At 64.3% G+C, this 23,567-nt stretch carries 23 protein-coding genes; 12 read left to right on the forward strand and 11 right to left on the reverse strand.

Annotated elements, in window-relative coordinates; genetic code table 11:
• Nucleotides 1–88: 88 nt before the first annotated feature.
• The 9 genes from NG900_RS12435 to NG900_RS12475 form a co-directional block, all read right to left on the reverse strand.
• Nucleotides 89–2,266, reverse strand: coding sequence for a D-(-)-3-hydroxybutyrate oligomer hydrolase (locus NG900_RS12435; protein WP_252680609.1), 2,178 nt, complete (start codon nucleotides 2,264–2,266; stop codon nucleotides 89–91).
• A gap of 156 nt (nucleotides 2,267–2,422) precedes the next feature.
• Nucleotides 2,423–2,803 carry a fluoride efflux transporter CrcB gene (gene crcB, locus NG900_RS12440; protein ID WP_252680611.1) on the reverse strand — a complete coding sequence of 127 codons (381 nt, stop codon included), beginning with the start codon at nucleotides 2,801–2,803 and terminating at the stop codon, nucleotides 2,423–2,425.
• 15 nt (nucleotides 2,804–2,818) lie between these two features.
• The gene (locus tag NG900_RS12445; RefSeq protein WP_252680612.1) at nucleotides 2,819–3,319 is read right to left on the reverse strand and encodes a molybdenum cofactor biosynthesis protein MoaE; all 501 of its coding nucleotides are present in this window, start codon (nucleotides 3,317–3,319) and stop codon (nucleotides 2,819–2,821) included.
• 16 nt (nucleotides 3,320–3,335) lie between these two features.
• Entirely contained in the window at nucleotides 3,336–3,593 is a 258-nt protein-coding gene (gene moaD / locus NG900_RS12450) for a molybdopterin converting factor subunit 1 (RefSeq protein WP_252680614.1), read from the reverse strand.
• A 12-nt stretch (nucleotides 3,594–3,605) separates the two neighbouring features.
• On the reverse strand, nucleotides 3,606–4,865 hold the full coding sequence (locus NG900_RS12455) for a molybdopterin molybdotransferase MoeA (RefSeq protein WP_252680616.1): 1,260 nt from the start codon (nucleotides 4,863–4,865) through the stop codon (nucleotides 3,606–3,608).
• A 74-nt stretch (nucleotides 4,866–4,939) separates the two neighbouring features.
• The gene (locus NG900_RS12460) at nucleotides 4,940–5,557 is read right to left on the reverse strand and encodes a uracil-DNA glycosylase family protein (RefSeq protein ID WP_252680618.1); all 618 of its coding nucleotides are present in this window, start codon (nucleotides 5,555–5,557) and stop codon (nucleotides 4,940–4,942) included.
• Nucleotides 5,558–5,561: 4 nt separating this feature from the next.
• Nucleotides 5,562–7,007, reverse strand: a complete 1,446-nt coding sequence (gene thrC, locus NG900_RS12465; protein ID WP_252680620.1) for a threonine synthase — start codon at nucleotides 7,005–7,007, stop codon at nucleotides 5,562–5,564.
• Nucleotides 7,008–7,022: 15 nt separating this feature from the next.
• The gene (locus NG900_RS12470; protein ID WP_252680622.1) at nucleotides 7,023–8,342 is read right to left on the reverse strand and encodes a homoserine dehydrogenase; all 1,320 of its coding nucleotides are present in this window, start codon (nucleotides 8,340–8,342) and stop codon (nucleotides 7,023–7,025) included.
• Between the two features lie 90 nt (nucleotides 8,343–8,432).
• Nucleotides 8,433–9,674 (reverse strand): pyridoxal phosphate-dependent aminotransferase, encoded by a 1,242-nt coding sequence (locus tag NG900_RS12475; protein WP_252680624.1) that lies wholly within the window; start codon nucleotides 9,672–9,674, stop codon nucleotides 8,433–8,435.
• A 291-nt stretch (nucleotides 9,675–9,965) separates the two neighbouring features.
• On the opposite strand from NG900_RS12475, the gene NG900_RS12480 reads away from it, so the two are divergent.
• The 12 genes from NG900_RS12480 (at nucleotide 9,966) to NG900_RS12535 (ending at nucleotide 21,829) form a co-directional block, all read left to right on the forward strand.
• Complete coding sequence (locus NG900_RS12480; RefSeq protein WP_252680626.1) at nucleotides 9,966–10,346, forward strand: Mth938-like domain-containing protein; 381 nt, start codon at nucleotides 9,966–9,968, stop codon at nucleotides 10,344–10,346.
• Nucleotides 10,347–10,350: 4 nt separating this feature from the next.
• The gene (locus NG900_RS12485; protein WP_252680628.1) at nucleotides 10,351–12,030 is read left to right on the forward strand and encodes a glycosyltransferase family 39 protein; all 1,680 of its coding nucleotides are present in this window, start codon (nucleotides 10,351–10,353) and stop codon (nucleotides 12,028–12,030) included.
• 126 nt (nucleotides 12,031–12,156) lie between these two features.
• The gene (locus NG900_RS12490) at nucleotides 12,157–12,528 is read left to right on the forward strand and encodes an SMR family transporter (RefSeq protein ID WP_252680630.1); all 372 of its coding nucleotides are present in this window, start codon (nucleotides 12,157–12,159) and stop codon (nucleotides 12,526–12,528) included.
• A 39-nt stretch (nucleotides 12,529–12,567) separates the two neighbouring features.
• On the forward strand, nucleotides 12,568–13,728 hold the full coding sequence (locus tag NG900_RS12495; RefSeq protein ID WP_252680632.1) for a DegT/DnrJ/EryC1/StrS family aminotransferase: 1,161 nt from the start codon (nucleotides 12,568–12,570) through the stop codon (nucleotides 13,726–13,728).
• Between the two features lie 7 nt (nucleotides 13,729–13,735).
• Nucleotides 13,736–14,731, forward strand: a complete 996-nt coding sequence (locus NG900_RS12500) for a glycosyltransferase (protein ID WP_252680634.1) — start codon at nucleotides 13,736–13,738, stop codon at nucleotides 14,729–14,731.
• Between the two features lie 8 nt (nucleotides 14,732–14,739).
• Nucleotides 14,740–15,669, forward strand: coding sequence for a formyltransferase (locus NG900_RS12505; protein ID WP_252680925.1), 930 nt, complete (start codon nucleotides 14,740–14,742; stop codon nucleotides 15,667–15,669).
• Between the two features lie 16 nt (nucleotides 15,670–15,685).
• Nucleotides 15,686–16,744 (forward strand): bifunctional UDP-4-keto-pentose/UDP-xylose synthase, encoded by a 1,059-nt coding sequence (locus NG900_RS12510; protein WP_252680636.1) that lies wholly within the window; start codon nucleotides 15,686–15,688, stop codon nucleotides 16,742–16,744.
• Between the two features lie 21 nt (nucleotides 16,745–16,765).
• Nucleotides 16,766–17,659, forward strand: coding sequence for a 4-deoxy-4-formamido-L-arabinose-phosphoundecaprenol deformylase (locus NG900_RS12515; RefSeq protein ID WP_252680638.1), 894 nt, complete (start codon nucleotides 16,766–16,768; stop codon nucleotides 17,657–17,659).
• Nucleotides 17,660–17,753: 94 nt separating this feature from the next.
• The gene (locus NG900_RS12520; protein ID WP_252680640.1) at nucleotides 17,754–18,218 is read left to right on the forward strand and encodes a peroxiredoxin; all 465 of its coding nucleotides are present in this window, start codon (nucleotides 17,754–17,756) and stop codon (nucleotides 18,216–18,218) included.
• Nucleotides 18,219–18,673: 455 nt separating this feature from the next.
• A complete protein-coding gene (locus NG900_RS12525; protein ID WP_252680642.1) occupies nucleotides 18,674–20,392 on the forward strand; it encodes a PhoH family protein in 1,719 nt (572 codons plus the stop codon).
• A 128-nt stretch (nucleotides 20,393–20,520) separates the two neighbouring features.
• A complete protein-coding gene (locus NG900_RS12530) occupies nucleotides 20,521–20,946 on the forward strand; it encodes a hypothetical protein (RefSeq protein ID WP_252680644.1) in 426 nt (141 codons plus the stop codon).
• A gap of 139 nt (nucleotides 20,947–21,085) precedes the next feature.
• Entirely contained in the window at nucleotides 21,086–21,829 is a 744-nt protein-coding gene (locus tag NG900_RS12535) for a C40 family peptidase (protein ID WP_252680928.1), read from the forward strand.
• Between the two features lie 76 nt (nucleotides 21,830–21,905).
• Here the strand turns inward: NG900_RS12535 and NG900_RS12540 are convergent, their stop codons facing one another.
• Together NG900_RS12540 and NG900_RS12545 are read right to left on the reverse strand one after the other, a co-directional pair.
• The gene (locus tag NG900_RS12540; protein ID WP_004626498.1) at nucleotides 21,906–22,916 is read right to left on the reverse strand and encodes an inorganic phosphate transporter; all 1,011 of its coding nucleotides are present in this window, start codon (nucleotides 22,914–22,916) and stop codon (nucleotides 21,906–21,908) included.
• Between the two features lie 14 nt (nucleotides 22,917–22,930).
• On the reverse strand, nucleotides 22,931–23,557 hold the full coding sequence (locus tag NG900_RS12545) for a DUF47 domain-containing protein (protein WP_252680646.1): 627 nt from the start codon (nucleotides 23,555–23,557) through the stop codon (nucleotides 22,931–22,933).
• Nucleotides 23,558–23,567: the final 10 nt, after the last annotated feature.

The raw sequence follows: 23,567 nt of genomic DNA on the forward strand, positions 1-23,567 counted from the left end.
TTACGCAGATTTGTGCCAAATCAAACGGCGGCGCGCCTGCCGACGCGCCGCCGCCCGAAGTGCTTCTGAACCGTCTTGGGCTATCGCATCAATTCGGTACGGATACGGTTGCTACGCCACCCGACACGCTGACCGAGATGCGGTCGCCCGCCGTGGGCGTGCTGGTGAAGTTCGGCACATTGATCGCGCTGATGGCCGGAGCAGCTCCGGGCGTGCCACCGCGCGGCGTCGTGCGCACCACTTGCGAGGGCGGCAACGGCGTGCCGTTCTTCAGGAACGCATACATCGCGTCGAGCGCGCGTTGCTCGTACAGCACCAGCGGCACGAACAGCGTGTCATAGCCCGGTACCAGGTCGATGAAGCCGTCGAAATGCTGCGCATTCATCACTTCGATATACGAGAGCCTGCTCGATCCGCCCTCCACCTTCGCGTTGAGCCCCAAGTACGGCCGGGCGCCGTGGTTGACCGGCAGCAGCGCGTCGTTGCGCCCCTGCACGATCAGCGCGGGCTTGCCCTGCAGGTTGCCGGTGCGCAGCGTCTGGCTGATGCCGGTCTGCAGCGATTGCGAGGCAGCATCCGCGCCCGTAAGCAGGTTGCGCAGACACAGCGCGCCATCCAGGTTGGCGGCCTGCATGCCGGTGGAATCCACCGACTGGTTGCTGCGCGTCGGCCCGCCCTGCGCGCTGTTGTTGACCAGCTGCACGCCGGAGGTGGGCGGAATGCCGTTGCCCAGCGCCGCCATCTGCGCGAGCGACGTAGCGTTCACGGCCGTCGGGTGGAACGCCGCATCGGTGGCGGCAAAACTCAGGCCGCACAGGTTGTCCGTCACGCTCGCGCGTGACAGCGCATTGCCGAAGGTGGTCGCCACCGAGGGGTCGATCTCGTAGAACGACATCGACGCGTGCACCAGGTCCGACTCGGGCTCCCAGCCATAGGCGCGCATCTTCTGCAGGGCTTCGTCAGCCTGGGCAGCCGCCGTCGTCGACGACAGCAGCCCGGCGTTTTTGAGCGCAGCACAGCGATTGGCCTGCACGCCGGCTGGGAACGTCGGCAGGCTGGCGAAAAACGCCTGCGCGGGTGCCGTCGACACACTGACCGACGATGCCGCGCACAGCCGGAAGAGGTTGGCGTAGCTGACGTAATCGAAGAGCGGTTTGCCGGTCGTCGGCAGGGTCGTGCCACCGCGCACCACCTGCACACCGGTATTGGCCGGCAGGTTCAGCCCGGGCTCGCCCACGGCCACACCGTCGATCCAGCCGCCGGTGTCCTGCTCCGCCGCCGCGATGGCCGCACCGCCGCCGTTGGAGATGCTCGAGGCGATGACGATGGTGTTGTTCGGGCGCACCGGCAACGCGCTGCCGCTGATCGGACCGTTGGTGGGCGCGATCTTGTCGTTGATGGCCCAGAACGCGAACTGCACGGCCTGCAGCGTGAACAGGCCCCAGTCCTTCTCGGGATTGCGCTGCGAGTGCGCATGCTTGAACGCCAGCCGATTCGGCGTGGCCGCGTTGAAGGCGGCGAGCTGGCTGCTGGTGAGCGGCGCGGCAAAGTGCGCGTTGGAACCCGCCGCGCTGCGTGTGGTGCGCGTGCCATCCTGCAGCGCAACGGTGTCGGTCGCCAAGTCGTGCGGGCCGGCGCCGGTGCCCTTGTCGGTATAGGCGACGGCGCACTTGCGCTTGAGGCCCCATTCGCCGGTGGAAATCGCCCCATAGATGCCGCGCGAGCCCGATGAGGTGGCGGTGATGATGCAGGGGTTGCTGACGTCGAAGGCGTCCGGAATCTGCACGAGCAGCACGACGTTCTGCTGGCCCGTGCCGTCATCGGAATAGGCGATGTACTCGCTGCCGGCGATCATGCCATTGCCCTGCGTAACGTTGCCGCTGGCGTCGACGTTCGGGCCGTAGAGCGCCCCGTAGCCGCCCTTGGCCGCCGTGTCGACCAGCGCGCGGTAGTTGGCATAGATCGCCAGGCGGCGCAGCTCGGCTGCCGTGGGCGCTGTCGCATTCGCCACAGTGGGCGCGGTAGCGGAGGCCAGGCCGCTGGCGCCCAGGCCGGCGGTCAGCAGGTCGTCAGATACGCCGTCGTAGTGGTTGATGGTGACCTTGCCGGCAAAGGCGGGCTTGATATTGCCCGGCACGTTGTTGCCGTCGTTGCCGCCGCCGCAGGCGCTCAATACGCCGCAGCCGGCCAGCAGTACAGCACCCGCTGCCATGAGATTGCGAGCCGACACATGCCGTCGCAGGCGCGCCGTTCGGGTGGGTTTCATTGCGTCTCCTTCTCGTTATGGATGGAACAACGATGGAACAACACAAGACAACCCGCGGCAGCCGCCGATACTGCCCGTCCCTACGCCGCCGCAGGCACTACCAGTATGTGAACCGAACTTCTCATTCGCAAGGAGATCGCGAAACCCGCCGCGCGATCAACTGAACGTGCGCACCGTCCAGAGGCCAAGCATCGTGAGGAACAGCGAACCGCCCAGATGCGCCACGACATGCAGCACGCCAATGCCGTAGTCGCCGGCCAGGATGTTGGCGACGACCTCGCTGGAAAATGTCGAGAACGTCGTCAACCCGCCCAGAAACCCAGTGATGACTAGCAAGCGCCATTCCGGCGGCAACGTCGTATGTGTGTCGAAAAAACCCACCGCCACGCCGACCAGATAGCCCCCAATCAGATTGGCTGCCAGGGTGCCGTACGGCAAGGCCGGATTGACCGCATTCCACAGAGCCGCAAACGCCCACCGCAACCAGGCTCCCAGCGCAGCCCCGACACCCACCGCCAGAAAGCCCATTCCGCTCATGCGGCTGCGTCCTTGTTATTCGTAGTCGTTGGGGGCTGCCGTTGCACCCGCGGCGTTGCTGGTGGTGATCCCCCAGCGGGCGAGCGCCTTGTCGTCGGTCACGCGGGCGTCGACCCAGCGCGCGCCTTCGGGCGTCTGCTCCTTCTTCCAGAACGGCGCCTCGCTCTTGAGGTAATCCATGATGAATTCGCACGCGGCAAAGGATTCGCCGCGGTGCTTCGAAGCCACCGCCACCAGCACGATCTGGTCTTCGGGCTTGAGCTTGCCGACACGGTGGATGACCAGCGCGTCGATCAGCGCCCAACGCTGCATGGCGGCGCTCACGATGTCGGCGAGCGCCTTTTCGGTCATGCCGGGATAGTGCTCCAGCTCCATCTCCGACACACCGGAGCCGTCGTTGATGTCGCGCACGGTGCCGATGAAGCTGGCCACCGCGCCGATGTTCGGGCGGCCGGCACGCAGCGCGGCGATTTCTGCGCCAAGGTCGAAGTCGGCTTCCTGCACGCGGACGGGCATGGTCGTTCTCCTTGGTTCAGCCGCCGGTCACGGGTGGGAAGAACGCGACTTCGCAGCCCTCGTGCAGGGCAGTGTCGGCAGGGAGTATCTGGTGGTCCAGCGCCATGCGCAACGCACGGCCTTGGGCCAGCGTTTCACTCCACACGGGGCCGCGCTGGGCCAGCCACTGGCGCACGTCGCCCAAGGTGCGGACGGTGTCCGGCACGATCACCTGTTCTTGTGAGGTCCCCAGTTGCTCGCGCACGCTGGCAAAGAATCGCAACTCGATCTGCATGGTCATCGCTCCTTACACCAGGCCCGCGAACGGCAGGAAGCTGACGACGTCGCCCTGCACGATCGGCTGGTTGGGCGGGTTGTCGATCAGGCCATCGCCCCACACGGTGGAGGTCAGCACGCCGGAGCTTTGATTCGGGAACAGATCCAGCCCGCCGTTGGCATTGATGCGCGCGCGCAGGAATTCGTTGCGGCGATCGCCCTTGGGCAGCGCAAAGTCGGCGCGCATCGGGATGCGCTTCGGGGCTACGTCGGCCACGCCCTGCAGACGCAGGATGAACGGGCGGACGAACAGCAGGAACGTGACGAAGCTCGACACCGGGTTGCCCGGCAAGCCGATGAAGAATGCGGTCGGGCCGCCCACCATGCCTTCGGGGCGGCGCACCTCGCCAAAGGCCAGCGGCTTGCCCGGCTTGATGGCGATCTGCCACAGGCTCAGGCGCCCTTCGGCTTCCACAGCGGGCTTGATATGGTCTTCCTCGCCCACCGACACACCGCCGGACGTGATGATCAGGTCGTGCTCTTCGGCGGCCTCGCGCAGCGTCTCGCGCGTGGCTTGCAGCGTATCGGGCACGATGCCGAAATCGGTGATGTCGCAGCCGAGGTTCTCCAGCAGCGCCCGCAGCGTGAAGCGGTTGGAGTTGTAGATGGCGCCAGGCTTGAGTGGCTCGCCGGGCATGGCGAGTTCGTCGCCGGTAAAGAACACGGCCACGCGCGGGCGGCGCACCACTTGCAGACTGGCGCAGCCGACGGAGGCGGCCAGCCCCAATTGCTGCGCGCCCAGGCGCGTGCCACGCGGCAAGATTTCGGCGCCTGTGGCGATGTCCTCGCCGGCGCGGCGAATCCACTCGCCGGATTGCGGGACGTGGTCGATGGTGACGGTACTGGTGTCCGGGTCAGCCTTGCATTGCTCCTGCATGACCACCGCATCGGCGCCCGGCGGGATCATCGCGCCGGTGAAGATGCGCGCCGCTTCGCCTGCGTTGAGCGGCTGGCCGACGTGGCCGGCGGGAATGCGCTGCGCAACCTTCAGGCGCGTGCCCGGCGCGGTGATGTCAGCTGCGCGCACGGCGTAGCCGTCCATCGACGTGTTGTCGGCCGGCGGCACGTTCAGGCCGCTGTGCACGGCCTGCGCGAGGATGCGGCCATTGGCGTGCAGCGTCGGCACGGTTTCGGTGTCATGCAGAACACGCGCGGCGGCGAGCAGTTGCGACAGCGCCGCATCGAGCGTCAGCAAAGACGGTTTGACGGCAGCAGCATCGTTGGCAGACATGCGGAAAGCGGTATCAGGGGACAGATTTTGATTGTATCGGTTCTATGACAGCGCCATGCATCAGCGCCGGCATATCACGCGAATGCGTTGGCCAGTGCCGTACGCAGCGACGGCACGATGTCCGCGTCAAACCAAGGGTTGTGCTTGAACCAGGCGAGGTTGCGCGGGCTCGGGTGCGGCAGCGGAAACAGCACACGGCCTTCCCCGTCCTGAACAGGCCCATGGCGGACCACGTCGGTGAGTGACCAGTCGCGCGGCACGTCAAGGTAATGACGCTGCGCATAGGTGCCGACCAGTAGCGTGAGCTTCACTTGGGGCATGGCCGTCAGCAAGGGCCGATGCCATTTCGGGGCGCATTCGGGCCGCGGCGGCAAATCGCCGTTCGGGCCGGTGCCGGGAAAGCAGAACCCCATCGGCACCACGGCGATGCGCTTGTCGGCGTAGAAATCGTCGTACGGGATTTGCACCCAGTGACGCAGGCGGTCCCCCGAGCGGTCGTTCCAGGGGATGCCGGTTTCGTGGACGATGCGCCCGGGCGCCTGCCCGATGATCAGCAGGCGAGCCCGGCGATCCGCCAAGACGACGGGGCGAGGCTCGTGCGCCAGCGCGCCCTTGCACTCGCAGCAGGCGCGGATGTCGTGCAGGCAGCGCTCGAAGGCGGCTCCGGCCACGTCATCCGGCACGGCTTCCATCGTCTTACAGACCGGTGTGTTCAGCGATGTACGCCTTCACACGGTCGACACTGGCCGGCATGACCTCGAAGCGCTGCGGCAGCGATTCAATGTCGGCGTAGCCAGCGGGACGCTCGGGCTCGCGGTCCAGCGCCTCGCGGATGGTGTCGCCAAACTTGGCCGGCAGCGCCGTTTCCAGCACCACCATCGGCACACCTGGCGTCAGGTTCTCGCGCGCCACCTTCACGCCGTCGGCGGTGTGGGTGTCGATCATCGTGCCGTAAGTGGCAAACACGTCGCGGATGGTGCCCACGCGATCTTCGTGCGTGCTGCGGCCGGAGAGGAAGCCGAACGCGGCGATGCGGTCGAACTCCGGCTTGCCCGTCATCGAGAAGCCGCCCTTTTCGTCCACGTCGCGGAAGAGTTGCGCGAGGCGCGCTGGGTCACGATCCAACAGGTCGAACACAAAGCGTTCGAAGTTGGACGCCTTGCTGATGTCCATGCTCGGGCTCGACGTGTGGTACGTCTGCGCGGCGCTACGCACGCGGTACGTGCCGGTGCGGAAGAACTCGTCGAGCACGTCGTTCTCGTTGGTTGCAACCACCAGCTTGTCGATCGGCAAACCCATCATTCGCGCGATGTGGCCAGCACAGACATTGCCGAAGTTGCCCGACGGCACGCAGAACGACACCTTGTCGCCAATCTTCGGGGCCGCCAGCAGGTAGCCCTTGAAGTAGTACACGACCTGCGCGACGACACGTGCCCAGTTGATTGAGTTGACCGTGCCGATCTTCTGGCGGGCCTTGTATTCCAGATCGTTCGACACCGCCTTGACGATGTCCTGCGCGTCGTCGAACACGCCTTCGATGGCGATGTTGAAGATGTTCGCGTCTTGCAGGCTGAACATCTGCGCGGTCTGAAACGCACTCATCTTGCGGTGCGGGCTCAGCATGAACACGCGCACGCCGCGCTTGCCTCGCATGGCGTATTCGGCCGCGCTGCCGGTGTCGCCCGAGGTGGCACCCAGGATGTTCAACTCGGCGTGCTCGCGGTCGAGCGCGTATTCGAACAGGTTGCCCAGCAACTGCATCGCCATGTCCTTGAAGGCCAGCGTCGGGCCGTTGGACAGGCACAGCAGCGACAGCGACGTGCCGCCCTCCTCGCCCAGTTTGTGCAGCGGTGTGATGTCGGCGGTGTTGTCGCCGGCGCGGGCGTTGCAGTAGACCTCGGGCGTGTAGGTGCGGCGGGTCAGCGCGCGCAGGTCATCCTCGGGGATATCGGTGGCGAACTTGCGCAGGATCTCGAACGCCAGATCAGCGTACGGCAGGTCGCGCCAGCGGGTCAGTTCTTCAACGCTGACTTGCGGATACTGCTCCGGCAGGTACAGGCCGCCGTCCGGCGCCAGGCCGCCCAGCAGAATGCGGGAGAAACTCTGCGGCTCGCTGTGGCCGCGGGTCGATCTGTATTGCATGCTCGTGTCCTGCGCTTAGTTCAGTTCTTCCATGCGGATACGCGTGACCTTCGACAGCACGGTCGGCAGCGCTTCGATGGCGGCGATGGCAGCGTTCACGCGCTTTTCCACCGTCACGTGCGACAGCATGATGATGTCGGTCTGCGGCTCGCCTTCGCGCGATTCCTTTTGCAGCATCGCGTCGATCGAGATGCCGCCCTCGGCCAGGATGCGGGTGATGTCGGCCAGCACGCCGGTCTCGTCGGCCACGCGCATGCGCAGGTAGTAGCTCGAACGCACTTCGTCGATCGGCAGCACCGGCGTGTCGGACAGCGCGTCCGGCTGGAACGCCAGATGCGGCACGCGGTGTTCCGGGTCCGCCGTGTGCAGGCGCGTCACGTCCACCAGATCGGCCACGACGGCCGAGGCGGTCGGCTCGGCGCCGGCGCCCTTGCCGTAGTACAGCGTCGGGCCCACGGCGTCGCCGTTGACGACCACGGCGTTCATCGCGCCCTCCACGTTGGCGATCAGGCGTTTGGCCGGCACCAGCGTCGGGTGCACGCGCAGTTCAATACCCGCATCGGTACGGCGCGTGATGCCCAGCAGCTTGATGCGGTAGCCGAGTTCCTCTGCGTAGCGGATGTCGACGGCTTCCAGCTTGGTGATGCCTTCTACATAGGCGCGCTCGAACTGCACAGGCACGCCAAACGCGATGGCGCTCATGAGCGTGAGCTTGTGCGCGGCGTCGAAGCCCTCGATATCGAAGGTCGGATCGGCTTCGGCATACCCCAGGCGCTGGGCTTCCTTCAACACCGTGTCGAAGTCCAGGCCCTTGTCGCGCATCTCCGACAGGATGAAGTTGGTGGTGCCGTTGATGATGCCGGCGATCCACTCGATGCGGTTGGCCGTCAGACCCTCGCGCAGCGCCTTGATGATGGGGATGCCACCGGCCACCGCAGCCTCGAACGCCACCATCACGCCCTTGTCCTGGGCAGCCTTGAAGATCTCGTTGCCATGCATGGCCAGCAGCGCCTTGTTGGCAGTCACGACGTGCTTGCCGTTGGCGATGGCGCGCAGCACCAATTCGCGTGTCAGGTCATAGCCGCCGATCAGCTCCACGACGATGTCGATCTCCGGCGAATCCACCACCGCAAACGGGTCGCTTACCACCGGCACGGTCGCGCCGGCTTCCTGCACGATGGCGCGCGCCTTGTCGAGATTGCGCACCGCAATCATGGCGACTTCAATGCCGCGACCCGCGCGACGACGGATTTCTTCCTGGTTCCGTTGCAGAACCTTGAGCGTACCGCCACCGACGGTACCGAGCCCGAGCAGGCCGATCTTGATGGGATTCATGAGACGTATCGTTGAAACGGAAGGGCAAAAAACAGACAGGGCAGACACCTCGGTCTGCCCCGCAATGACTGATCTGGCGGATGACCGAAGTTATGCGGCCCGGATGCCAGTACCGTGACGCTGACGGTACCGCTCCAGGAAGCGCGAAATTCGGCCAATCGCTTCGCGCAGATCGTCTTCGTGCGGCAGGAAGACGATGCGGAAGTGGTCCGGCGAGTGCCAGTTGAAGCCGGTGCCCTGGACCAGCAGCACGCGTTCCTCTTCCAGCAGTTGGCGGATGAAGGTCTGGTCATCCTCGATCGGGTACACGGCCGGATCGAGGCGCGGGAACATGTACAGCGCAGCCTTGGGCTTCACGCAGGTCACGCCCGGAATGGCGGTGATCAGCTCATGTGCAAGGTCACGCTGACGGCGCATGCGGCCGCCCGGCGCCACCAGATCCTTGATGCTCTGATAACCGCCCAGCGCGGTCTGGATCGCCCACTGGCCCGGCACGTTGGCGCACAGGCGCATCGACGACAGCATGTTCAGGCCTTCGATGTAATCCTTGGCCGGGCGCTTGTCACCGGACACGACCATCCAGCCGGCGCGGTAACCGCACGAGCGATAGCTCTTCGACAGGCTGTTGAACGTGATGGTCAGCACATCTTCCGACAGAGAACCGAGCGCGGTGTGCTTGTTGTCGTCGAACAGGACCTTGTCGTACACCTCATCGGCGAAGATCACCAGGCCATGCTCGCGCGCAATGGCGATGATGCCGCGCAGCAGGTCGTCCGAGTACAACGCGCCGGTCGGATTGTTCGGGTTAATGACAACAATGCCCTTGGTGTTGGGCGTGATCTTGGCGCGGATGTCGTCCAGGTCGGGCATCCAGCCATTCGATTCGTCGCAGGTGTAGTGCACCGGCGTGCCGCCCGAGAGGCTGGTCACCGCCGTCCACAGCGGATAGTCGGGCGCCGGCAGCAGCAGTTCATCGCCCTCGTCGAGCAGCGCATTGGTCGCCAGCGAAATCAGCTCGGACGCACCGTTGCCCAGGTAGATGTCATCCAGCGTAACGTTCTTGATGCCCTGTTCCTGCGTGTAGTGCATCACCGCCTTGCGCGCCGCGAAGATGCCCTTGGAATCCGAATAACCCGCCGAATTCGGCAGGTTGCGGATCATGTCCTGCTGGATTTCTTCCGGGGCATCGAAACCGAACGGGGCCAGGTTCCCGATGTTCAGTTTGATGATCTTGTGGCCGTCTTCCTCCATCTGCTTGGCCTTCTCGAGCACGGGGCCGCGAATGTCATAGCAGACGTTATTGAGCTTGGCGGATTTCTGGATCGTTTTCACGGGCGGCTGGCGACGTTAAGCGGGCTTGGATAGCGAAGAACTCTGTCATGCTGCAAAGCGGCGACGGTGACACCACTTGGCGCAAGCAAACACGGCGAGGCGCTTTGCACGCGCCCTTGCCGGACATCGCTTGTGGCGCGGCGGGCAAAGGCGGGAAAAAGATATAATTTAGCCCATTATGACAGACTTCGGCGGGCATTTTTGCAACGCAGCGAGATCCCCCGCAAGTCTGAAACCTAGCGCTCCTGCCGGCGTGTGCGCCGCAGCCATTGCGCCTGATGGGATTCCGCCTTGAAGCTCCACTCGTCCGATTCGTCCACCATTCTCAATACCGTCACTGCCTATGGCGACGGCTATATCGAAATCAACAAGGTGCGTTACGAGCACTCCGTGCTGGTCATGCCGGAAGGGCCCGTCGTGCCGTGGGACGTCGCGCGCTTTGAAGACCTGGCGCCGGAGCACTTCGCCCGCCTGCTCGCCATGGGCGCCGAGGTGGTGATCTTCGGCACCGGCAACAAGCTGCGCTTCCCGCATCCGCGCCTGACCGTGCCGCTTACCGAAAAGCGCATCGGCGTGGACGCCATGGACCTCCAGGCCGCTTGCCGCACGTACAACATCCTGATGCTGGAAGGCCGCAAGGTGGCCGCAGCGCTGCTGGTCGAGCCCGCCTGAGCGCATGCCGACCGACCGCACCATCCACGCGCCTGCCCTGCCCTGGCGCAATGCTTCCCTGTGGCTGCTGGCCGCCGCGTTTCTGGCCATCTGGCTCGGCACGCTGGACTACCGCCACCTGATCCCCACCGACGAAGGCCGCTACGCCGAAATCGCCCGCGAGATGTTCACCTCCGGCGACTGGGTGACCATCCGCTACAACGCCCTCAAATACTTCGAGAAACCGCCCCTGCAGATGTGGGGCACGGCGCTCGCCTACACGCTGTTCGGCATCGGCGACTGGCAGGCGCGGCTCTTCACTGCGCTCTCGGGCATCGTGGGCATCGTCTTCACCATGCTGGCGGCGGCGCGCTGGTGGGGCAAACGGACGGCGGTGATCACCGGGCTGGTACTGGTGAGTGCGCCGATGTGGAACGTCGGTTCGCACTTCAACTCGCTCGACATGGGCGTAGCCGGCTGCATGACGATGGCATTGGCGGCGCTGCTGCTGGCACAGCACCCGGACGCCACGCGCAGCCAGCAGCGCAACTGGATGTGGGTCTGCTGGGCGTCGATGGCCCTGGCGGTGCTGAGCAAGGGCCTGATCGGCGTGGTGCTGCCGGGCTTCGTGCTGGTGGTCTACACGCTGGCCGCACGCGACTGGGCATTGTGGAAACGATTGCATCTGCTGACCGGACTGATCGTGTTCTTCGCTGTCGCGGCACCGTGGTTTGTGCTGATTTCCGCGCGCAACCCGGAATTCGCCTGGTTCTTCTTCGTGCATGAGCATTTCCAGCGCTTCACGTCGACCGTGCACAATCGCAACGCGCCGCTCTGGTACTTCGTGCCGCTCCTGCTGGCGGGCTTCCTGCCTTGGCTCGCGCAATTGCCCGGTGCGGCACGGCTTACCTTTTCCGGCACCGAAACCGCCCGCAATGGTTTCCGGCCCACGCTGGTACTCGGGTTGTGGGCCATCCTGATCTTCGCGTTCTTCAGCATCTCCGATTCGAAGCTGCCGGGCTATATCTTCCCGATCATCCCCGCGCTGGCGATCTTGGCCGCGCTGGTGCTCGAGCACACCAGCGAGCGCGCATGGCGCTGGCAACTGCGGGCCTTCCTTGCGCTGGCGCTGGTCGGCCTGGCGGCCAGCGGCTATGTGGCGACGATGTCGTCGGACATGTACCCGAACGCGGTGTTCTCGCGCTTCGCGGTGTTCCTGGCAGTGGCTTTCGCCGCCGGAGCGGTGTTCACGTGGTGGGCGCTCCGCTTGGCGGGCAGGCGTTTTGAGAGCATCGCCGTCTTCGCGTGCGCGTGGTTCCTGACGTTTACGGCGGCAATGCTTGGCCACGAGGCCTTCGGGCGCTCTATGTCGGGCATCGATCTCGTGCCGGCCGTCAAGCCCTGGCTCAAGCCGGATGTGCCGTTCTATGCGGTGGAGCGTCTGGACCATACAATGCCGTTTTACCTCGGCAGGGCCACCATCATGGTTCAGGAGCCGGACGAGTTGGCCTTCGGCGTTCAGCAGGAGCCCTCCAAGTGGGTCCCGAGCACCGAGGCCTTCATTGCGCGCTGGAGGGAAATCGGCAACGCCGGTCAGGCGGTGGCGATGATGGGCCCCGGTACCTACGACAGGCTTGCCGCCCAGGGTGTACCGATGATCGTGATTGCCCGCGATGCCCGTCGCGTCATCGTCCGGCGCAACTAGGTTTTACCGCGATGAACGGTTGAAAGGGGCGCGTAGGCCGATTTGTCGTAACATGCGCCCCGGCGGCGGGATGGAAGACATCCGCACGGGGAAATCGCCGCAGTCTGCAAAACATCAAAAGAACACATGAATCTGGTCACTTTCGGGTTGATCCTGACGGGCGTCATGCTCAATGCCTGCGCACAGCTGCTGCTCAAGGCAGGCGTCAACAACATCGGCCGCTTTGCGTTTTCGGCCGACAACATCCTGCCGATCGGCATCAAGCTTGCAACGCAGTGGCCCATCATTGGCGGCCTGTCGTGCTATGTCATCTCAGTGGTGGTGTGGATTCTCGGGCTCTCACGCGTGGATGTGACCATTGCGTACCCGATGCTCTCGCTGGGCTACGTGGTCAATGCCTTCCTGGCGTGGTATCTGTTTGGAGAAATCCTGTCGGTTCAGCGCCTGATCGGCATCGCCATCATCCTCGTCGGCGTGCTTGTGCTGGCCCGCTCGTAAGCCGATGTGCCAGCCTCGGCCCCAACCCAATCCGCAGCCATGACGCAACCCAACACCTCCTCCTCACAACCGTTCCTGCCGTTCGTGCGCCCGACCATTGACGAAGCGACCATCGCCGCCGTGGCCGATGTGCTGCGCTCGGGCTGGATCACCTCGGGCCCGAAGGTTGCCGCCTTCGAAGCGGCGCTGTCGGAATACTTCGGCGGCCGCATCGTGCGCACCTTCGCCAACGGCACGGCCACGATGGAAGTCGCGCTGCGCATCGCAGGCGTTGGGCCGGGCGATGAGGTCATCACCACGCCGATCTCGTGGGTGGCCACATCCAACGTGATCCTGACGGTCGGCGCCAAGCCGGTCTTCGCCGACATCGACCCGGTCACGCGCAACATCGATCTGGACAAGGTCGAAGCCGCCATCACACCGCGCACCAAGGCCATCATCCCCGTCTACCTGTCTGGCTTGCCGGTCGACATGGACCGCCTGTACGACATCGCCCGCCGCCACAAGCTGCGCGTGGTGGAAGACGCCGCGCAGGCCATCGGCTCACGCTGGGGCGACAAGCGCATCGGCGAGATTGGTGACCTGGTCAGCTTCAGCTTCCAGGCCAACAAGAACATCACCACCATCGAGGGCGGCGCGCTGGTGCTGAACACGCCCGAAGAAGCCGTGCTGGCCGAAAAGTACCGCCTGCAGGGCGTCGCGCGCACCGGCTTCGACGGCATGGAAGTTGACCTGGTGGGCGGCAAGTTCAACCTGACGGACGTGAATGCCGCCATCGGGCTGGGCCAGTTCGCGCAGCTTGAAGCCGTCACGGCCCGCCGCGCTGCGCTCGCCCGCCGCTACTTTGCTGCCATGCGCGCGGCCGACATCGAATCGTTCGGTGTCGAGCTGCCGGTGGAAAACTTCACGCACACCAACTGGCACATGTTCCAGATCGTGCTGCCGCTGGATCGCCTGAAGGTCGATCGCGCCGGCTTCATGGCCGGGCTGAAGGCGCTGGGCATCGGCGCGGGCGTGCACTATCCGCCGATCCACCTGTTCAAGCTGTATCGCGAACTCGGCTGGAAGCCGGGTATGTTCCCGGTGGCCGAACGCATCGGCCGCGCGATCGTCACGCTGCCGATGTTTGCCGGCATGGAAGATTCCGATGTGGACCGCGTGGTCGATGCGGTCCGCCAACTTTGCGCCCAGTACCAATAAGCCAATAATGAAGACACCCGCTCTCTCGGTCGTCATTCCTGTCTACAACGAAGAAGATGGGCTCGCCGCGCTGTTTGCGCGTCTGTATCCCGCGCTCGATGCGCTCGGCATTTCGTACGAAGTCGTGTTCGTCAACGACGGCAGCCGCGACCGCTCTGCCGCCATGCTGGCCGAGCAGTTCCGCGTGCGCCCTGATACCACGCGCGTCGTGCTATTCAACGGCAACTACGGCCAGCACATGGCCATCCTGGCCGGCTTCGAGCACTCGCGCGGCGAGCGCGTCATCACGCTCGATGCCGACCTGCAGAACCCGCCGGAAGAAATCGGCCGCCTGGTCGAAAAGCTCGACGAGGGCTACGACTACGTCGGCACCATCCGGCGCGTGCGTCAGGACAGCTGGTTCCGCCGCACGGCATCGCGCGCCATGAACTCGCTGCGCGAGCGCATCACGCACATCAAGATGACCGACCAGGGCTGCATGCTGCGCGCCTACAGCCGCACCATCGTCGATACGATCAACCGCTGCCGTGAAGTCAACACCTTCATCCCGGCACTGGCCTACACCTTCAGCAAGAACCCCACCGAAATCGAAGTCGACCACGAAGAACGCTTCGCAGGCGAATCAAAGTACTCGCTGTACAAGCTGGTGCGCCTGAATTTCGACCTCGTGACGGGCTTCTCGGTAGTGCCACTGCAGTGGTTCTCGGCGATCGGGATGCTGCTGTCGCTGGCTTCGGCCATCCTGTTCATCCTGCTGGTGATTCGCCGCTTCGTGCTGGGCGCGGAAGTCCAGGGCGTGTTCACCCTGTTCGCCATCACGTTCTTCCTCATGGGCGTGCTGCTGTTCGGCATCGGCCTGCTTGGTGAATACATCGGCCGCATCTATCAGCAGGTGCGCGAGCGTCCGCGCTATCTAGTGCAGGGCGTGCTGGAAGACACGCCCCATCTGCACGAAGCCGGCCCGGCCGACCTGAAGAACGGCTCGCAGCGGGGTGTCGCATGACGGGTGCCATCAAACGCCGCGCCGTCGTCTTTGCGTATCACAACGTTGGCGTGCGCTGCCTGCGCGTACTGGCAGCGCGCGGTATCCAGGTCGAACTCGTCGTCACGCACGAAGACAACGCCGCCGAGAACATCTGGTTTGGCAGCGTGCGCGCTACGGCACAGGAACTGGGCATCCCCTTCATCACGCCGGACAACGCCAACGGTGAAGACCTGCATGCCCGCATCGCGGCCATCGCGCCGGATTTCATTTTTTCGTTCTACTACCGGCACATGATCCCGATGCGCCTGTTGAGCCTCGCCAAATTCGGCGCGTTCAACATGCACGGCTCGCTGCTGCCCAAATACCGCGGCCGCGTACCGATCAACTGGGCCGTTCTGCATGGTGAAACCGAAACCGGCGCCACCCTGCACGAGATGGTCGAAAAGCCCGATGCTGGCTACATCGTCGACCAGACCGTCGTGCCGATCCTGCCGGACGACACGTCGCACGAGGTGTTTGAAAAAGCCACCGTCGCCGCCGAGCAAACCCTGTGGCGAGCCCTGCCCGCGATGATTGCCGGACAGATCCCGCAGCACCCGAACGTGCTGGCCAACGGCAGCTATTTCGGCGGCCGCAAACCCGAAGACGGCCGCATCGACTGGTCCAAACCGGCCCAGCCGGTCTACAACCTGATCCGAGCTGTGGCGCCGCCCTACCCTGGTGCATTTACGGACGCGGGCAGCGAGCGCTACATCGTCGCGCGCGCGCGTCTGGCGCACCAAACCTTCACGAATTTGCCGCCGGGCTTGCACGTCGTGGATAATGCGATGTTCGGCGTGTGCGGCGATGGGGGAGCCATCGCCATCCACGAGCTCTGGCGCGTCGATACCCAGGCTGCCGGCGGGACGTCTGTCGTGACCGCAGAGCAGCTCGCCAGCCAGCTTGCCACCTCCTGATCTTGAGTTTGCCTTCATGAAAAAAGTACTGATCCTCGGCGTCAACGGCTTCATCGGCCACCACCTGTCCAAGCGCATCCTGGAGACCACCGACTGGGAGGTCTACGGCATGGACATGCAGACCGAGCGTCTGGGCGACCTGGTCAACCACCCGCGCATGCACTTCTTTGAAGGTGACATCACCATCAACAAGGAGTGGGTCGAGTATCACGTGAAGAAGTGCGACGTGATCCTGCCGCTGGTGGCCATCGCCACGCCGTCGACCTACGTCAAGGACCCGCTGCGCGTGTTCGAGCTGGACTTCGAAGCCAACCTGCCGATCGTCCGCTCGGCTGCCAAGTACGGCAAGCACCTGGTCTTCCCGTCGACCTCCGAGGTCTACGGCATGTGCACCGATTCGGAATTCGACCCGGAAGCCTCGTCGCTCGTCTACGGCCCGATCAACAAGCCGCGCTGGATCTACGCCTGCTCGAAGCAGCTGATGGACCGCGTGATCTGGGGCTACGGCATGGAAGGCCTGAACTTCACGCTGTTCCGCCCGTTCAACTGGATCGGCCCGGGCCTGGACTCGATCTACACCCCGAAGGAAGGTTCGTCGCGCGTCGTGACGCAGTTCCTCGGCCACATCGTGCGCGGCGAGAACATCAAGCTCGTCGACGGCGGCAGCCAGAAGCGCGCCTTCACGTATATCGATGACGGTATCGACGCGCTGGTGCGCATCATCGCCAACAAGGACGGCGTGGCCTCGGGCAAGATCTACAACATCGGCAACCCGTCGAACAACTACTCGGTGCGCGAGCTGGCCAACATGATGCTGGAGCTGGCCGCCAACATCGACGAGTACAAGGACACCGCCAAGCAGGTCCAACTGGTGGAAACAACCTCCGGCGCCTACTACGGCAACGGCTACCAGGACGTGCAGAACCGCGTGCCCAAGATCGCCAACACCATGGAAGAGCTCGGCTGGAAGCCGACCACCGTGATGAAGGACGCGCTGGCGAACATCTTCGAAGCGTATCGCACGCACGTGGCCGAAGCCCGCAGCCTGGTCGAAGAAGGCAACGGCAACAAGTAAGGCAGCACCCGCGCAGGCTCAATGGCTCTCATCGTTCTCAAGATCGACGTCGACACCCTGCGCGGCACCCGCGAAGGCGTGCCCAATCTCGCGCGCATGCTGCGTGAGCACGAGGCAGGCGCGACCTTCCTCTTCAGCCTCGGCCCCGATCACACCGGCTGGGCGCTGCGCCGGGCGTTCCGCCCCGGCTTCCTGAAAAAGGTTTCCCGCACGTCCGTGGTCGAGCACTACGGCTTGCGCACGCTGATGTACGGCGTGCTGCTGCCCGGGCCCGACATCGGCCGCAAGGCTGCCGCCGAAATGCGTGCGATTGCCGAGGCAGGTTTCGAGACCGGCATCCACACGTGGGACCACGTCCTCTGGCAAGACAACGTCCGCCTGCGCGATGCGGGCTGGACCGCCCGCCAGATGACCGCAGCGCACGCCCGCTTTGTGCAGGTCTTCGGCAAACCGCCCGTGACGCACGGCGCCGCCGGCTGGCAAATGAACGACCACGCCTTCCGCCAGATCGACGCTTGGGGCATGGCCTACGCCTCCGATGGCCGCGGCACGCATCCATACATCCCCAGCGTGGACGGCAAAGCGCTGAACCACGTGCAGCTGCCGACCACGCTGCCCACGCTGGATGAGCTGATCGGTGTGGATGGCATCACCCTCGACAACGTCGCCCGGCACATCCTCAAGATGACCGAGTCGGACCGCGACCAGGTGTTTACGTTGCACGCGGAACTTGAAGGGCAGAAACTCGCCCCGATCTTCCGCGAGTTGCTGCGAGGCTGGCGCGCGCAAGGCCATCGACTGGGGTCGATGGGCGACTACTACGCAATGCTGGATCGCAACACCCTGCCCGTGCAGCCCGTCACGTGGGGCGAAGTTGCCGGCCGCAGTGGCAGCCTGATCGTTCAGCCGGCCTGATCCTGCGGATCTCCGGTTCGGCGGCGGGCGCCGTGCTCAAGCTTTGCCGGCGCACGCGCTTCTTGTCTCTCTCCGCGGTTTTTCGGAACACACCATGCCCGTCACTCTCGACCAGCCTCTTCCCGACTTCTCCGCACCGGCCACCAGCGGCATCACGTTCTCGCCGGCTTCGCAGCGCGGCAAGATCGTCGTGCTGTATTTCTACCCGAAGGACAACACGCCCGGCTGCACCACCGAGGCGATGAACTTCCGCGACCAGTACGACGCCTTTGAAGCCGCCGGCGCCGTGGTGTTCGGCATTTCGCGCGACAGCCTGAAATCGCACGAAAACTTCAAGGCCAAGCTGGAGATGCCGTTCGAGCTGATCTCCGACGCCGACGAAGCCGTCTGCAACCTCTTCGACACCATCAAGATGAAGAAGATGTATGGCAAGGACGTGCGCGGCATCGAACGCAGCACTTTCCTCATCGACAGCAAGGGCGTGCTACGCAAGGAATGGCGTGGTGTGAAGGTGCCCAACCACGTGGACGACGTTCTGACGGCGGTGCGCGCGCTGTAAGCGACTGCGCACGAAAGCGCCGTGCAGGGCACGCCGGCGCTTGCTTTTCCATCGGTCTCGCGCGGCAGCAACGCGCCACTAGACGTCACATGTGACCGATTGCAAATCACAAAAGGTTCCGATACAGTCGGAACCGATGAGTACGAAATCCGGATGCCATTCCGATAGCCCACGACGGTACCGGCGGCCAAGTTGGCCTGATGCCCTGTCGTCGCTGATTTGGGCGTTTTCCCCGGCGAGCCGGCTGGGCAGAACGTCCGAGTCGTGCAGCTTGTTATGGCGTTCATCCAGGCCGCCCCACCTCTCGCAGGTCATGGCGGCTTTTTTGTGGCCCTCGTTCGTGCGCCCGTTCGCGCGGCGCGCCGGCCCTTCCCTCAGCGTTTTCCATCAGCACCGCCTCGCCATGCGCGGGCGCGGTGTTTCGTCGTTGTTTCCTCCAGAGAGGTAATCGAAGCATGCCGCTGCCGACCATGCCCACCCAGCCAGCCCAATTGCTCGACCCGGCTGAATTCAAGCCTTTCGGCAAAGCCGGAAAGCCCAAGGCGGGTCAGGAACCTCGAAAACCGGTGCCCGCACTTGAACGCGAGGCGCTGTCCGAGACCGGCCGAGCGCAACCCAAACGCGGCGCGGCCCAGGCACGCGCAGGCGAATCCTCGCCGGTGGCCAAGGAAGAGACGCGCCAGCGTCCGCCCAGCGTCCTGAAAGCCGTCGACAAAGTGCCCGCCAGCGGCAAATCGACCGAAACCGCAGCACGTCGCCGTGCGCGCCGCGATGAAGGCCCGACCAAGCTGTTCGTGCTTGATACCAACGTGCTGATGCACGATCCGACCTCGCTGTTCCGCTTTGAAGAACACGACGTCTATCTGCCCATGATGACGTTGGAGGAGCTGGACAACCACAAGAAGGGCATGAGCGAAGTCGCACGCAATGCCCGCACGGTCAGCCGCACGCTCGACCAGCTTGTGGCGGGGACCGACGGGGTGATGGACGACGGCCTGCCGCTTTCGAAGCTGGGGAACCGCGATGCGCAAGGCCGCCTGTTCTTCCAGACGCGCCTGAACGACATCAAGCTGCCCGACGGCTTACCGCAGGGCAAGGCTGACAACCAGATCCTGGGCGTGGTGGCCGCGCTGCAGCAGCAACGTCCGGACCGCGATGTCGTGCTGGTGTCCAAAGACATCAACATGCGGATTAAGGCGCGCGCCCTCGGCCTGCCGGCGGAGGACTACTTCAACGACCGCGTGCTGGAAGATACCGATCTGCTGTACAGCGGCATCATGGCCCTGCCGGCGGATTTCTGGCAGAAGCACGGCAAGAACATCGAGAGCTGGCAGGATCCGAAAACGGGCACCACGTTCTACCGCCTGTCGGGCCCCCTGGTGCCGTCGTTCCTGGTCAACCAGTTCGTCTTCCTGGAACCGAATGACGGCAGCCTGCCGCTGTATGCCCAGGTCAAGGAACTGAACGGCAAGACAGCCGTGCTGCAGACGCTCAAGGACTACACGCACCAGAAAAACAACGTCTGGGGCGTAACGGCGCGCAACCGCGAGCAGAACTTCGCGCTGAACCTGCTGATGCACCCGGAGGTGGACTTTGTCTCGCTGCTCGGCCAGGCCGGTACGGGCAAGACGCTGCTGGCGCTGGCCGCAGGCCTTGAGCAAGTGCTCGACCAGAAGCTCTACAACGAGATCATCATCACGCGCGCCACGGTCCCCGTCGGTGAAGACATCGGCTTCCTGCCCGGCACGGAAGAAGAAAAGATGCAGCCCTGGATGGGCGCCTTCGACGACAACCTCGAGGTGCTGCAGAAATCCGACGATACCGCCGGCGAATGGGGCCGCGCGGCGACGCAGGAGCTGATCCGTTCGCGCATCAAGGTCAAGAGCATGAACTTCATGCGCGGCCGAACCTTCGTCAACAAGTTTCTGATCATCGACGAGGCGCAAAACCTGACGCCCAAGCAGATGAAGACGCTGGTCACGCGTGCGGGCCCGGGCACCAAGATCGTCTGCCTGGGGAACATCGCGCAGATCGACACGCCGTATCTGACGGAAGGCTCGTCGGGCCTGACCTATGTGGTGGATCGCTTCAAGGGATGGAGCCACAGCGGTCACATCACGCTGGCGCGTGGCGAGCGCTCGCGACTTGCAGATCACGCATCGGACGTGCTGTAACCACCTCTCAACCACGGTTCTGCGGCAAGTGCATCTGCCGCAAACCGTTGTGTCACAAGGCTACGCAATTGCGTGGCCTTTTTTTTGCTGCATATCAGGCACCTCTCCCTTTTTTGATGGAGGCAATGATGCCCATGCAGCGAAACCTGCAGAACCGATCGCGCTTGACCCTGACGTCGGCCGCGTTGGCGATGATGCTGTCCGCCGGCGCGTCCATTGCGCTCGCCGACAACCTTACGCCGCAGACCGCCGGACAGATCAGCTACGTCTGCGGCGGCGTTGCACAGGATGAACAGGAAGCGTTGAACAGCGAAGCGCGCAACTACAACCTGTCGCTGCTATTCACGCAGGGGCCGCGCGGCGAATATCTCGCCGACGTGGATGTGCAACTCACGCGGCACGGCAAGGAAGTCGCGAGCTTCCGTGCAGACGGCCCGCGCTGCCTGATCAAGGCTCCGCCGGCGAGCTATAACGTCATCGCCACGTACCAGGGCGCCACCAAACGCGCGACGGTGCAGACCGGCAGTACCCGCAGCGTTCAACTGCGCTGGTAAAACTGCCCGCAAAAGGCGACGCCATCGGGGCCACGCTCGCAGACCCGCGTCCCGCTTGGCGTTGCGCCCCGCCAACAGGCGGTTTGGCTTTCTGACGCCACGCGCATAGCATGCACGCATCTAGGCCCTCCTGATGCGCATGCTGACGCGGCATAGTTTTCCTCAAGGCAATACCAGACTGGCAGGCGCTGCCCTGTTGGCGCTGGCGTGCCTCCTGTCTGCGTGCTCGTCGACACCCACGCGTTCCACTGCCTCTCGCGATAATGGGCTGCGCACCCGAGGCGTACCCATTCAGGATCCAAGCGCCGGCTTGGAAGAAATCTCGATCGAAGCGATGGCGCTGGTCGGTACGCCGTACCGCTATGGCGGCAATACGCCTGACAGCGGCTTCGATTGCAGCGGGCTCGTGCGCTATGTTGTGCAGCGCGCCGCCTCCGTGAATCTGCCGCGTACCGCTGCCGAAATGGGTCGCCGCGGCACCTCCCTCGAGCGCCGCGACGTGGCATCTGGCGACCTCGTCTTCTTCAACACGACGGGCCAGCCGAACTCGCACGTCGGCATCTATGTGGGCCAGAACCGCTTCGTGCATGCGCCGGCCACGGGCGGCACCGTGCGGCTGGAAGACATGACCAAGTCATACTGGGCGAGCCGCTACATGGGCGCGCGGCGCGTAGTGGCTGCGAGCAACCTGCCGGATGCGCCAACCATCATGCCCATCGCGCCAGCCCCTGCCAGCCCGGCGCGTCCTATCGATGACGACCCGCTCGGCGCCCTCGCCCGCGCACGCGGCGCCGAGGCAGACAATCTGATGTCGACGCGCACACCGGCGGCTATCGCGCAGCCTGCGGACGACGACCCCATCGCCCGCTTCGCCACGCAATAACACGTCGCGCACCTCAATGCAAAACGCCCACCGATTTGGTGGGCGTTTCGCTATGACGGTCCGATCTGTGACCGGCTTACAGCACGTGCCGGCCAATCCACCAGGCAATCGCCGCCATGAAGGCCGACGCGGGAATGGTCAGTACCCATGCCCAGACGATGTTGCCCGCCACGCCCCAGCGCACGGCCGAAGCCTTCTGCGCCGCGCCCACACCGACGATGGCGCCGGTAATGGTGTGCGTGGTCGACACCGGCACGCCCAGTGCCGAAGCGAAGAACAGCGTCATTGCGCCACCGGTTTCAGCGCAGAAACCGCCGACCGGCTTGAGCTTGGTGATCTTCTGCCCCATGGTGCGCACGATGCGCCAGCCGCCCAGCAGCGTGCCCAGACCGATCGCCACATAGCAGCAGACGATGACCCAGATCGGCGGCTCCGTCGCCGTGGCCGATGCGTAGCCACCTGCGATCAGCAGCATCCAGATGATACCGATGGTTTTCTGCGCATCGTTGCCGCCATGGCCCAGGCTATACAGCGAGGCCGACAGCAACTGCAAGCGCCGGAACCACCGGTCCACCTTGGATGGCGGCGTTCGGAAGAACAGCCACGACACCGCCACCATCAGCAGCGAGCCCAGGATGAAGCCCAGCAGCGGCGAAATCAGGATGAACGCCACGGTCTTGAGCAGGCCGCTCGCCACCAGCGAGCCCGTGCCCGACTTGGCCACCGCCGCGCCCACCAGGCCGCCGATCAACGCGTGCGACGAGCTCGACGGAATGCCGTAGTACCACGTGATGATGTTCCACGCGATCGCCCCCACCAGCGCCCCGAAGATGACGTAGTGGTCCACGATCGATGGGTCGATGGTGTCGCGCCCCACCGTGGTGGCCACCTTGAGGTGGAAGATGAAAATGGCGATCACGTTGCAGGCCGCGGCCATCGCCACCGCCTGCTGCGGCTTGAGCACGCCGGTCGACACCACCGTTGCGATGGAGTTGGCCGCATCGTGGAAGCCGTTCATGAAGTCGAACACGATGGCCAGCGCCACCAGCAGGACGACCACCCAAAGACTGATCTGAAGCGTATGCATGAGGCGTCGTCTCGTCAGGCGTTTTCGAGCACGATGCCTTCGATGATGTTGGCGACATCCTCGCAACAGTCGGTGACGCTCTCCAGTTGCTCGTAGATCGCCTTGAGCTTGATCAGCAGCTTGATGTCGTTCTCGGTGCGGAACAGCTTGGCCATGGCGGCGCGCATCACGCGGTCGGCTTCCGACTCGAGGCGGTCGATTTCCTGCGCAATGGTGAGGATCTGGCGGCCATTGTTCATGTCGCTGAGCAGCGCCACGGCCTTGCGGACCTCCTCGCAGCAGGCCACGCAGATGGTTGCGAGTTGGCGCGCTTCGTCCGTCACGTTGGTGACGTCGTACAGCGAGATCGTGAGCGACACGTCTTCCATCAGGTCGAGGATGTCGTCCATCGTCGTGATCAGCTTGTGGATCTCGTCGCGATCGAGCGGCGTAATGAACGTCTTGTGCAGCAGCTCGACCGTGTCATGCGTAATGCGATCGGCCTTCTTTTCAAAATTCTGCACGTTGCGCGCATGCATTTCGGCATTGGGCAAGTCGTTGACCAGCTCCTTGAGCGCATGTGCGGCCTTGACGGCGCACTCGGCGTGCTGATTGAAGTATTCGAAAAACTTGCCTTCGGTGGGCATGAAGCGACCGAACATGATGATCCTT

Origin of the sequence: Ralstonia soli (assembly GCF_023955655.1) — a bacterium.
Classification (GTDB): domain Bacteria; phylum Pseudomonadota; class Gammaproteobacteria; order Burkholderiales; family Burkholderiaceae; genus Ralstonia; species Ralstonia soli.